The 12,715-nt window shown below is 66.6% G+C and carries 8 protein-coding genes and 1 pseudogene; all 9 read left to right on the top strand.

Features of this window, described 5'->3' with window-relative positions:
• Positions 1-37: 37 nt before the first annotated feature.
• The 9 genes and pseudogenes from OF829_RS19505 (at position 38) to OF829_RS19545 (ending at position 12,459) form a co-directional block, all read left to right on the top strand.
• On the top strand, positions 38-2,875 hold the full coding sequence (locus tag OF829_RS19505; RefSeq protein WP_264941868.1) for a TonB-dependent receptor: 2,838 nt from the start codon (positions 38-40) through the stop codon (positions 2,873-2,875).
• 147 nt (positions 2,876-3,022) lie between these two features.
• The gene (locus tag OF829_RS19510; protein ID WP_406701451.1) at positions 3,023-3,850 is read left to right on the top strand and encodes a 2-keto-4-pentenoate hydratase; all 828 of its coding nucleotides are present in this window, start codon (positions 3,023-3,025) and stop codon (positions 3,848-3,850) included.
• A gap of 38 nt (positions 3,851-3,888) precedes the next feature.
• Positions 3,889-5,202 (top strand): annotated as a pseudogene (locus tag OF829_RS19515) (MFS transporter); the annotation flags it as partial.
• 242 nt (positions 5,203-5,444) lie between these two features.
• The gene (uxaC, locus tag OF829_RS19520; protein WP_264941869.1) at positions 5,445-6,893 is read left to right on the top strand and encodes a glucuronate isomerase; all 1,449 of its coding nucleotides are present in this window, start codon (positions 5,445-5,447) and stop codon (positions 6,891-6,893) included.
• A 17-nt stretch (positions 6,894-6,910) separates the two neighbouring features.
• Positions 6,911-7,753, top strand: a complete 843-nt coding sequence (gene kduI / locus OF829_RS19525) for a 5-dehydro-4-deoxy-D-glucuronate isomerase (RefSeq protein ID WP_264941870.1) — start codon at positions 6,911-6,913, stop codon at positions 7,751-7,753.
• Positions 7,753-8,508 carry a 2-dehydro-3-deoxy-D-gluconate 5-dehydrogenase KduD gene (kduD, locus tag OF829_RS19530; RefSeq protein ID WP_264941871.1) on the top strand — a complete coding sequence of 252 codons (756 nt, stop codon included), beginning with the start codon at positions 7,753-7,755 and terminating at the stop codon, positions 8,506-8,508. The genes kduI and kduD overlap by 1 nt, the downstream gene beginning before the upstream one ends.
• The gene (locus OF829_RS19535; RefSeq protein WP_264941872.1) at positions 8,505-9,506 is read left to right on the top strand and encodes a sugar kinase; all 1,002 of its coding nucleotides are present in this window, start codon (positions 8,505-8,507) and stop codon (positions 9,504-9,506) included. The genes kduD and OF829_RS19535 overlap by 4 nt, the downstream gene beginning before the upstream one ends.
• Before the next feature lie 42 nt (positions 9,507-9,548).
• Positions 9,549-10,985, top strand: a complete 1,437-nt coding sequence (locus tag OF829_RS19540; RefSeq protein WP_264941873.1) for a methyl-accepting chemotaxis protein — start codon at positions 9,549-9,551, stop codon at positions 10,983-10,985.
• Entirely contained in the window at positions 10,870-12,459 is a 1,590-nt protein-coding gene (locus OF829_RS19545; RefSeq protein WP_264941874.1) for a carboxylesterase/lipase family protein, read from the top strand. Before OF829_RS19540 ends, OF829_RS19545 begins: the two co-directional genes overlap by 116 nt.
• Positions 12,460-12,715 lie beyond the last annotated feature (256 nt).

The raw sequence follows: 12,715 nt of genomic DNA on the forward strand, positions 1-12,715 counted from the left end.
TCCGTCAAATGGATTCGGGGGCTCAGAGGAGGTGGAGATGAGAAAGGCAGTCGTTTCGACGAATTTTCGGCGTGCTTCGGGGGTTTCGCTGGCCGCATTGACGCTGGCGACGCTGATGCCGTCGCAGGCGATGGCGCAGGACACCGATCCCAACGCTCAGGAAGAGCAGGAGATCGTCGTCACCGGTTTCCGCGGTTCGGTCACCGCAGCGCTCGACGAGAAGCGCCGGTCGAGCGGCGTGGTCGACGTCATCAAGGCCGAGGACATCGCCGACTTCCCCGACAACAACCTGGCCGAATCGATCCAGCGCGTCCCCGGTGTCGCCATTGCGCGCGACGGCGGCGAGGGCCGCAGCATCTCGGTCCGCGGCCTCGGGCCGGGCTTCACCCGCGTCCGCATCAACGGCATGGAAGCGATCGCGACCACCGGCAGCTCGGATGCCGGCGGCGGCGTCAATCGCGGCCGCGGCTTCGATTTCAACGTCTTCGCTTCGGAGCTGTTCAACTCGATCACCGTGCGCAAGACCGCGTCGGCCGATGTCGAGGAAGGCTCGCTCGGCGCGACCGTCGACCTGCAGACCGCGCACCCGTTCGATTACAAGGACGGCCTGGTCATCGCGGGCTCGGCGCAGGCCGGCTATAACGACATGAACGACAAGGTCTCGCCGCGCTTCGCGGGGCTGGTGAGCTGGCACAATAGCGATTCGAGTTTCGGCGTGCTGCTGTCGGCCGCCTATTCGCAGCGCAAGGTGCTCGAGACCGGCCATTCGACCGTTCGCTGGAGCCCGACCGGCGCCAATGGCGGCTTCAACGCCGCCTCGACGCTGGCCGGCTTCACCGTCGCCAAGATCAACGAGGTCCCGGCGAGCAACGGCAGCAACTGGGACACGCTGATCTATCATCCGCGCATCCCGCGCTACGACACCTGGAATTACGACCTGCGCCGCCTGGGCATCACCGCCTCGATCCAGATGCAGCCGTCGGACGACACGCTGATCACCTTCGACGCGCTCTATTCGGATTCGAGGACAACCCGCACCGAGAATTATATCGAGGCGATCTCGTTCAGCCGCACCGGCACCGGCAAGCCCCAGACGATCATCCGCTCGGGCACGGTCAATTCGCAGAACGAGCTGGTCCAGGGCGTGTTCGACAATGTCGATGTGCGCGTCGAATCGCGCCTCGATCATCTTGAGACCAAGTTCCAGCAATATACGCTGACCGTGAACCAGGATTTCGGCGGCGGCTTCCGCGGCACGCTGTTTGGCGGCTATGCCAATTCGGACTTCAGCAACCCGGTCCAGACGACGATCACGCTTGACCGGCTCAATACGAACGGTTTCTCGTGGGATTATCGGGGCAATGACCGCGAGCCCGTGATCAACTGGGGCTTCGACATCAACAATCCGGCCAACTGGTCGATGACCAACGGCGCGTCGGACATCCGCATCCGTCCCCAGGGCGCGATCAACAGCTATCGCTCGCTCAAGGCGCTGGGCGAATGGGACGTCATCCCCGATCACTTCACGATCAAGGCCGGCGCGGAATATCGCCAGTTCAACTATCGCGGCAGCGAGAAGCGCCGCCTGGTCGCCGAGACCGTCTCGCCGACGCTGACCGCGGCGCAGGTCGCTTCGCTCACCACCTCGCTCCCCGGGGCGACCGGCGATCCGGCCTATGGCAGCTATATCATCCCGAACTTCGCGGCGTTCGTCTCGACGCTCGGCATCTATTGCGACTGCGTCCAGAACATCAACGGCACCAATATCGATTTCCGCCTGGGCGGGGTCGAGAACACCAATGCGCGGTCGAGCTTCGTCGATGTGCAGGAGATCGAGAAGGCGGTCTATCTGCAGGGCGATTTCCGCTTCCCGATCGGATCGATCCAGATCCGCGGCGATGTCGGCATCCGCTATGTCCGCACCGGCCAGAACACCGCGGGCTATGCCGCGGTCAATGGCAGCATCCAGCAGCTGCGCGTGATCCGCGATTATGATCACTGGCTGCCGGCGGTGAACCTGGTGGCGGAGATCACTCCGAACGTGCTGTTGCGCTTCGGCTATGCCGACGTCATCACCCGTCCCGGCCTCGCCGCGCTGTCGCCCGGCGGTTCGCTGACGATCCAGGCGTCGAACCGCGGCTATTCGACCGGCAACCCCTTCCTCGATCCGACCAAGGCGACCAATCTCGACCTGTCGGCCGAATGGTATTTCGGCAAGGGATCGCTGCTCGCGGTGGGGCTGTTCCAGAAGAATATCAGCACGCTTTCGGGCACGAGCATCACCGAACTGGTGCCCTACACCCAGCTGGGCCTCCCGCTCGATCTGCTCAACGGCACCGGCGTGCTGCCGACCGACCTGTTCCAGTACACGCGTACGGTCAACGGGCAGGGCGGCAAGCTCAAGGGCTTCGAGATCAACTATCAGCACCAGCTGACCTTCCTACCGGGCTTCCTCAGCCATCTCGGCGTGCTGGCGAACTACACCTATGTCGAAGCGAACATCACCTATCCGGGGCCCGGCGGCGTCGGCACGGTGGTGGGGCCGCTGACCAACCTCTCGAACAAGTCGGCCAACGGCACCCTGTTCTACGAGGACTCGGTGTTCAGCATCCGCGGTTCGGCGACCTACCGCTCCTCCTATCTCACCGCCTTTGCGGGCGGTGCGCGCGAGCAGAGCACCGAGGAAGGCGTGAACGAGACGCTCAACTTCGACGCTTCGTCCTCGCTCAAGATCACCGACAATGTCACCCTGACGTTCGAGGCGATCAATCTCACCGACGAGCCGCAGGACTTCTACATCGACAAGGACGATCAGGTCGTCCTGTTCCACCACACCGGCCGCCAGTTCTACGCTGGCGTGCGGGTGAAGTTCTGATCGGGCGGGCGGCGCGTTGCCGTCCCGACCCAAATGCTTCCCTGGTTCCGGGACAGGCGCGGGTGCGCGCCTTTTCCGGGCCCTCGCAACCTCGCTCGGCGTGCCTCACGCCGAGCGATTTTTTGCAAATGACCGGGGAGCATGTTTGTGACCGCACGGCGATCGATCGAGAAGGAAGATGCGTTGAGTGAAGGAAGACAAGCAGCCGAAGCGATCGCCCGCGCATTCGTGGATGCCCGCCACGCCGGCAGCGCGCTGGCCGATTATCCGGGCGAACTCCCCGAATCGCTCGACGATGGCTACCGCATCCAGGAGCGCGCGATCGGCCTGTTCGGCGGGCGTATCGCGGGCTGGAAGGTGGGCCGCATTCCCGAGCCTCTGGTCGCGCAATATGGCACCAACCGGCTCGCGGGGCCGATCTTCGCCGCAGGCGTGGTCCACGCGGGCGAAGGCTCCTCGCCGATGATGCACGCTTTCGCCGACGGATTCACCGCCGCCGAGGCGGAATTCCTGCTCAAACTGGGCGAACTGCCCGCGAGTTTCGGCCGCGAATGGACCAACGCGGCGGTCGCCGCCCATGTCGACGAGATCCGCATCGGCATCGAGGTGGCGGGATCGCCCTTCGCGGGGATCAACGAACATGGCCCGGCAGTCACCATCTCCGATTTCGGCAATAATAACGGGCTCGTCATCGGCGCTGCGGTGGCGCCCGATAGTGGTTTCCTTGACTGGCCGGTAGCGCTAACAATCGACGGTATCGAGGCCGGGACGGGGACGGCCGGTACCATGCTCGACGGGCCGTTCGGCGCTGTGCGCTTCCTGTTCGAGCTGGCGGCATCCCGCCCCCTGCCATTGGCCGCCGGCCAATGGATCTCGACCGGCGCCGTCACCGGCGTCCATCCCGTGCGCCCCGGCGCCGCGGTGGAGGCCCGGTTCGGCACCGATATGCGGGTGCGGTGCACGATCGGCCGTTAAGGCCGGCTGCCTCGATAACGAGAAAAAAGGAGAGGGGAATGGCGAGTTCGGGTGAGGCGGCGATTGCCGGCGCCGTGGAGCGCGTCGGGCGCTATCGCTGGGTGATCATCGCCCTGTTGTTCGCGGCGACCGCGATCAACTATATCGACCGCCAGATGATCGGGCTGCTCAAGCCGATCATGATGGAAGACCCCGCGCTCCATATGGACGAGCGCATGTATGCCGATGTCGTGGTCTGGTTCCAGATCGCCTATGCCGTCGGCTATATCGGTTTCGGCAAGGTGGTAGACGCGATCGGCGCGCGGCTGGGCTATGCCGTCGCTGTTGTCGTCTGGACGATCGCGCATGTCGCGTGCGGCGGCGTCTACAGCGTCAGCCAGTTCGCCGCGGCCCGCTTTGGCCTCGGCATCGGCGAGTCCGGCAACTTCCCTGCGGGCGTCAAATCGGTCGCGCAATGGTTCCCGCAGAAGGAGCGCGCCTTCGCGATCGGCCTGTTCAACGCGGGCTCGAACGTCGGCGCGATCCTGACGCCGCTGATCGTCTTCGTGATGATCAAGTACATGCATTTGAGCTGGCGGATGGTGTTCATCGCCACCGGCATCTTCGGCGTGCTGTGGCTGATTGCCTGGCTGGCGATCTACAAGGACGATCCCGCCAGCCATTCGAAAGTCGGCGCCGCCGAGCTCGCGCACATCACCCAGGATCCGGCCGATCCCGATGTGAAGACGCCGGGCCTGTGGCTCAAGCTGCTCGCGACGCGCGAAACCTGGGCGTTCGCGCTGGGCAAGTTCTTCATCGACCCGATCTGGTGGTTCTACCTGTTCTGGCTGCCCGACTTCCTGGGCAAGCAATATGATCTCGACCTCAAGACCTGGACGACCGCGACCGCGGCGCTGGCGCTGGGCGCGATCTACCTGATCTCGGACGTTGGCAGCGTCGCCGGGGGCTGGCTGTCGGGCCGGCTGATGAAATCGGGGATGAGCGTCAGCCGGGCGCGCAAGATCACCATGATTGTCTGCGCGATCTTCGTGCTGCCGGTGATGTTCGCCACCTCGGTTTCGAACCTGTGGGTGAGCGTGCTGATCATCGGCATCGCCGCCGCCGCGCATCAGGGCTTTTCGGCGAACCTCTATACGCTACCGTCGGACACCTTCCCACGCTTCGCGGTTGGCGCGGTGATCGGCATCGGCGGGACGGTGGGCGCGCTCGGCGGGGCGCTCTTCTCCAAATATTCGGGCGACGTGCTCGACCGGTTCCACAGCTATGCACCGATGTTCATCGCCGCGGGCGCGGCCTATTTCCTCGCGGTGCTTTCGGTGCACATCCTCTCGCCGCGGCTCGAGCGGGTCGAGCGGTTCCCGGCGTCGACACCTTGGGCCGTCATCCTCGCGGTGGTGTCGGGCATTGCCGGGATGGTGTTCTTCCTCGCGTCGAGCAAGACCGCGGTGGGCGGCTGCACCCCGGTGTGGATGGGCGCCGCTTCGCCTTGCTTCGCTCCGGCCAGCTATTACGGGGTGCTGGCAGCGTTTGCGGGAGTCGCCATCCTGGGCGTGATCGTCAACGCGCTGACCCGCAGGAAGGTGTGAGGCTGACGATGGCGAAACCCCTCAAGCTCGATCCGGACCGGCTGTTCCCGGCGGAAGGGCGTACGCGCGACGTCGCGCGCGCACTCTACGCCGAGGTTGCCGGGCTGCCGATTATCAGCCCGCATGGCCACACCGATCCGACCTGGTTCTCGACCAACGCCAATTGGTCGAACGCGAGCGAGCTGCTGCTCGCGCCCGATCATTATCTCTACCGGATGCTCTATTCCCAGGGGATCGCGCTGGCGGACCTGGGGGTGCCCGACAAGAATGGCGTGCCGTCGCATGATCCCCGGAAAGCCTGGCGGATCCTCGCGGAGAATTTGCACCTGTTCCGCGGCACGCCGTCCTCGATGTGGCTTGGCCATGTGTTCGGCGAGGTGTTCGGGTTCGACGTCGCACTCGATGCCTCGACCGCCGACTTCTACTACGACAGCATCAACGAGAAGCTGGCGACCGACGCGTTCAAGCCGCGGGCTTTGTTCGACCGGTTCGGGATCGAGTTCCTCGCCACGACCGAAGGGCCGCAGGACGATCTGTCGCCGCATCATGCCATCCATGCGAGCGGCTGGAACGGCCGGGTGGTCACGACCTATCGACCCGACGCGGTGATCGATGTCGAGCATGAGCAGTTCGCCGGGGCGATGAAGGTCTTCGCCGAGAAGACCGGCGAGGACGTGTATAGCTGGGACGGCTATCTCGCCGCGCACCGCAAGCGCCGTGCGGATTTCCGTGCGGCGGGGGCGACCGCGACCGATCATGGCCATGTCACTGCCCAGACCGCGAACCTCTCGCCTGACGAGGCCGAGCGGCTGTTCCGCACCATCCTTTCCGACAGCTGGACCCCGGCCGATGCCGAGCTGTTCCGTGCGCAGATGCTGACCGAGATGGCGGCGATGAGCGCGGACGACGGGATGGTGATGCAGATCCACCCGGGCTCCTTCCGCAATCACAATGGCGGGCTGTTCGCGAGCCATGGGCGCGACAAGGGCGCCGACATTCCGCTGCGCACCGACTATGTCTCGGCGCTCAAGCCGTTGCTCGACCGGTTCGGCACCTCGACCACCCTGTCGATCATCCTCTTCACCCTCGACGAGACGACCTATGCGCGCGAGCTGGCACCGCTCGCCGGCCATTATCCGTGCCTCAAGCTCGGCCCGAGCTGGTGGTTCCATGACAGCCCCGAGGGCATGCGCCGCTTCCGCGAGCAAGTGACCGAGACGGCGGGCTTCTACAACACCGTCGGCTTCAACGACGATACGCGCGCCTTCCTCTCGATACCGGCGCGGCACGATGTCGCGCGGCGGATCGATTGCGGCTTCCTCGCGCAGCTGGTGGCGGAAGGCCGCCTGCTCGACTGGGAGGCCGCCGAGCTGGCGCACGAGCTCACCAACGGGCTGGTCAAGCGGGCCTACAAGCTCGACCAGCACGCCCCAACCCCGGTCGCCGCGGCGGCCTGATCACAACCGGAGATATCATGTTCGACCGTACCTATTACGCCACTCACCCGGACATGATGGAGTGCGTCTCCAATGACGAGCTGCGCGACCGCTATCTGATCGGCGACCTGTTCCGCGAGGGCGAGTGCGTGCTCAACTATACGCATGCCGATCGCTTCGTGATCGGTGGGGTGCAGGTGGGTTCGGCCCCGGTCGCGCTGCCCGCGCAGACCGAGCCGGCTTCGGCGGTGGGTCACCCCTTCCTCGAGCGGCGCGAGCTGGCGATCGTCAATGTGGGCGCCGCCGAGGGGACGGTCACCGTCGATGGCGACAGCTACACGCTGGCGAACAAGGACTGCCTCTATGTGACGATGGGCGCGGCGGAAGTCGTGTTCAGCGGCACAGGTGCGCGTTTCTATCTGGCCTCGTGCCCCGCGCACAAGGCGTTCGAGACGCGCAAGCTCTCGATCGCCGACGCCAACAAGCTCGAGCGCGGCACGCTGGAGGAATCGAACGAGCGGACGATCTGCCAGCTCGTCATCCCCGGCGTGTGCGACAGCGCGCAGCTCGTCATGGGGCTCACCATCCTGAAGCCCGGCAGCGTGTGGAACACCATGCCGCCGCACATCCATGAGCGCCGCAGCGAGATCTACTTCTACTTCGATCTCGACAATCTCGAGAAGGACCGCGTCTTCCACTATATGGGCCAGGGCGACGCGCTGCGGCATATCGTGGTGCAGAACGAAGAGGCGGTGATCTCGCCCCCCTGGTCGGTCCATATGGGCTCGGGAACCAAGGCCTATGCCTTCATCTGGGCGATGGCTGGCGAGAACCAGGACTATACCGACATGAACGTCCTCGACATCTGCCAGCTGGCCTGATGTCGAGCCCCTTCGATCTGAGCGGCAAGGTGGCAGTCGTCACCGGCGCCAATACCGGCATCGGGCAGGGCATCGCGCTGGCGCTGGCGGCGGCGGGGGCGGATATCGCCGCCGTCGGCCGCAGCGCCGCGACCGAGACCGTCGAGAAGGCGCGCGCGATGGGGCGCAAGGCGGAGATCGTCTCCGCCGACCTCTCGTCGATCGAGCCGGTGCAACGGGTGGTGGACGAGGCGGTCGAGAAGCTCGGGCGTCTGGACATCCTCGTCAACAATGCCGGGATCATCCGCCGCAATGACAGCATCGACTTCACCGAGGAAGACTGGGACGCTGTGGTCGACACCAATCTCAAATCGGTGTTCTTCCTGTGTCAGGCGGCAGCACGGCACATGATCCCCAATGGCGGCGGCAAGATCATCAACATCGCCTCGATGCTGACCTTCCAGGGCGGCATCCGCGTGCCGAGCTATACCGCGTCCAAATCGGGGATCGGCGGGCTGACCAAGCTGCTCGCGAACGAATGGGCGTCGAAGGGCATCTGCGTCAACGCGATCGCGCCCGGCTATATCGCCACCAACAACACCGCCCAGCTCCAGGCCGACGAGACGCGCAACCGGCAGATCATGGAGCGCATCCCGGCGGGCCGCTGGGGTTCGCCCGACGATATGGGCGGCGCGGCGGTCTTTCTTGCGTCCAGCGCTTCGGACTATGTCCAGGGGCATATCCTGGCGGTGGACGGGGGCTGGCTGGCGCGATGACGATTGCTTTCTTCGGTGAACTGATGCTGCGGCTCTCGCCGCCCGGCCGCGAGCTGTTGCTGCAGACGCCCAAGCTCGAAGTGAATGTCGGCGGGGCGGAGGCGAATGTCGCGACCGGGCTGGCGTGCCTGGGGCATGCCGTGCGGATGGTGAGCGCTGTGGCCGACAATCCGCTGGGCGCATCGGTGATCGGCGAGCTGCGGCGGCGGGGGGTGGATACCTCCAGCGTTGCGGTCGAGCCGGGCCGGTTGGGACTCTACTTCCTGACGCCGGGCGCGGGGCTTCGCGCCTCGGAGGTCGTCTATGACCGCGCGCATTCGGTGTTCGCGGATCGCGCGGCAGAGCGTTGGGACTGGGATGCGGCCCTGAACGGCGTGACGCGGCTTCACCTGTCGGGGATCACCCCGGCGCTTGGGCCGAACACTGCCGCGGCCGCCATCGCGGCTGCCGAGGTGGCGGCTGCCCGCGACATTCCGGTCTCGTTCGACGGCAATTACCGCGCGAAGCTGTGGGAGGCATGGGACAGCGATCCGCGTGGCGTGCTGACCCAGCTGATCGGCCATGCCGATATCCTGTTCGGCAACCACCGTGATATCTCGCTGCTCCTCGGCCGCGACTTTTCGGGCGAGGGTTCGGACCGGCGCCGCGAGGCCGCCGAGGCCGCGTTCGCCGCGTTCCCCAAGCTCGGCATGATCGCCTCGACCGCGCGCCATGTCGTCGATGCCGACAGCCACCGCATCGCCGCGCGGATCGACACGCGCGAGGGCGCGCACCAGACCGACGAGATCCTCGTCGCGGGGATCGTCGACCGGATCGGCGCGGGCGACGCCTTTGCTGCGGGCGTGCTGCACGGATTGCTGCAGGGCGGGGACAGCCGCGCCGCAGCAAAAGCGGGTCTCGCACTGACCTGCCTCAAACATTCGCTGCCCGGCGACGCGAGCCTGTTCACCCGGGCCGATCTCGCCGCGTTCGGCGAAGGGCTGGACGTGCGGAGATGACGACACAGAGGCGAACGATCGCCCGTGGGAGGGGAATCCGTCATGAAGGGGAGCCGTTCACCCGCCGAGGATGAGGCGCTGCCCCACCAGAAGGTGGCGCAGCTCCGCCAGGCCTATTCGATCGACGCCGTCTGGGAGGCCGAGCTGGCTGAAGCCTGGTCGCTGATCGAACCGCAGATCGAGGACATTGTCCGCGATCTGCTCGCGCGCCGCGGGATCGCGGTCACCGACGAACTGGTGCGCGCGCGCATCGGCTATGCCCATGCCAAGCTCGCCTGCCCGGTCGATCAGCAATGGCTCGACACCATCATCGCCGAAGCCGACCGCATCTCGCAGCTCGAGCTCGAATTCTGGGTCGTCGCCGCGTCGATGGCGGTGGCTCAGATGCGGGTCCATGCGCTGTTCTTCGAGCTGACCGATGACCTCGCCAAGATCGAGCGGGTGACTCGCGCCACCCAGAAGCTGGGGATGATCGAGTTCGAGGTGATTGCCAGCCGGCTGCGCGCGATCGCCCGGCAGCGCGCGGCGGCGGCCCGGCGCGACGCCGCGGTGGCGGTGCGCGACGAGCTGGGCGAGGCGGTGACCGGGACGGTGCGGGCAAGCCGCGACGTGGCGCGCTTCACCGAGCAGACCGCGGCCGAACTCCAGGCGCTGCGCATGCCGGCGACCGAGGTGGCCACCGCGGCGGACCAGTCGGCAATGGTGATGGCCGAGGCGACGGCGAGCGCGGCGGGGCTGATCGCGGTCTATGAGCAGGCGCGGGCCGACACGCTGGCGGCGGCCGATGTCGCGGGGCAGGCGGACGCGGTGGCGGTGACCGGCGCCGATCATGCCGCGAGCCTCGCGGGACATACCGCGCGTATCGAATCGGTGGTGACGCTGATCGCCGATATCGCCCACCAGACCAAGCTGCTCGCGCTCAATGCGAGCATCGAGGCGGCGCGTGCCGGGGAGAGCGGCCGGGGCTTCGCGATCGTTGCGCAGGAGGTGCGCAGCCTCGCCGACCAGGCCGCCGACGCGACCGGCGGGATCACCGTCACGATCCGCGAGGCCCAGGCGGCGGGCGACCTGGTCGCGGAGACCAACCAAGCGATCCGCACCACGGTGAGTGCGCTGCTCGATCGGGTGCGGACCGTGTCGGGCGCGATGGAATCGCAGGCGGCGGTGATGGCGGGCATCCTTGCCTCGATCGACGAGACCGCGGTCTCCTCGCGCGAGATCGCGGCGCTGATCGCGACGATCAGCGAGCGGGTGACCTCGCTTGCGGGTGCCGCCGAAAGCGCCGGGCGGCAGGCGGCCGAGGCGGGATCGACGCTCGAGCAGGTCGAGCAGCGGGTGAGCGCGTTCATGATGGGAGCGGACGATGACGACACGGCGGAGCGTGCTGGCGGGCGGGCTGGCGCTGGCGGCGATGCCGGGGGTGGCGCGGGGGCAGAGGCTGGCGGCGGACCCCCGGACGGCGCCGAAGCCGGCCCGTGAGGTCGCCATCGCCGGTGGGCCTGACGGGGCCTTCTCCGGCGACACCGTCAACGGCGTGCACCGATTCCTCGGCGTTCGCTACGGGCGCGCCGAGCGGTTTCGCGCCCCGGTAAGAGCCTCGCACGAGGGCGAGATCGTCCCGGCCAATGAATTCAGCGCGATGGCGCCGCAGCGGGGGAACGGGGCGCAGTCCGAGGACTGCCTCAAGCTCAACATCTGGACGCCTACCATCCTCGCAAGCGCGCCCAAGCGCCCGGTGATGGTCTATATCCATGGCGGCGCCTATTCGGGCGGGACGGTGACGGTGCCGCTCAACGATGGCGAGACGCTGGCGCGGACCGAGGATGTGGTCGTCGTCACGGTCAACCACCGGCTCAACGCGTTCGGATACCTCTATCTCGCCCGGCTCGATCCGCGCTTCCCCGACAGCGGCAACCTGGGGCAGCTCGACCTGATCCTGGCGCTCGAATGGATCCGCGACAATATCGCGGCCTTCGGGGGTGATCCCGGTCGCGTGTTCGTGTTCGGCCAGTCGGGCGGCGGCGCGAAGATCGCCACGCTGATGGGGATGCCCGCCGCGAAAGGCCTGTTCCATTCGGCAGCGACGATGAGCGGGCAACAGGTGACCGCTTCGGGGCCGATGAACGCGACCAGGAGGGCGCAGGCCTATCTGGCGAAGCTCGGGGTGAAGGAGAGCGACCTGTCGCCCTTGCTCGACATGCCGATGGAGAGACTGGTCGAGGCGCTCGACGCGACCGATCCGATCCTGGGCGGGGGCGTCTATTTCGGGCCGGTGCTCGACATGAAATGGCTGACGCGCCACCCTTTCTGGCCCGACGCCAATCCGCAGTCGCTGCACATTCCCATGATCCTCGGCAACACCCACGACGAGACCCGCGCGTTCGTCTCGCCCGATTCCCCCAAGGTGAAGGGGCTGACCTGGGACAATCTGGCGGCGGCGATGGCGCCCGAGCTGCGGATGGACCTGCTGCCCGAATGGATCGTCGGCGAGTATCGCGCGCATTTCCCGAATGATACGCCCGAACAGATTTTCTACCGCGCGACCACGGCGGGCCGGAGCTGGCCGGGGCAGGTGATCGAGGCCGATGCCCGCGCTGCGGCAGGGGCGAAGGCGACTTGGGTCTATCAGGTCGATTTCCAGTCGCCGATCCCGGGCCGCGGCGCGCCGCATACGATGGACATCGCGCTCGCCTTCGGTACGCTGGGCGCGCAGGGATCGTTTACCGGCACGGGGCCCGAGGCGCAGCGGCTGAGCCGGCAGGTGATGGCGGCGTTCGCGGCGCTGGCGCGGACGGGGAAACCGGTGGCGAAAGGCGTGCCGGCATGGCCTGCCTATACGCTGCCGAAGCGCGCAACGATGCTGTTCGACGTGAACAGCCGCGCGGTCAACGATCCGCGCAAATGGGAGCGCGAGCTGTTCGCGCGGGTGCCCTATATCCAACCGGGGAGCTGAGGCGCGGTCGCCGAAAGGTTACACTAGGGTGACACTGGTGCGCCGGTTTTCGCGCTTTCGCTTCCGCCCCTGAATTCGCGATGTCAAAGAACGGCCCGGGCGGCCGGGCGCGCTGAGCCAAGCAGGCGAAATCCAACATTGCAAGCCGGGCCGGGGCGATGTCTTTTTCCGGGCGAGCGCTAGGACGAATCGACATTCAACGCATCCAGATCATGGCTGCGGCGAGGTGGATGAAGGCGAGGAAGTATGCGGCGCG

This window comes from Sphingomonas caeni (genome assembly GCF_026013415.1).
GTDB classification, from domain to species: Bacteria; Pseudomonadota; Alphaproteobacteria; order Sphingomonadales; family Sphingomonadaceae; genus Sphingomonas; species Sphingomonas caeni.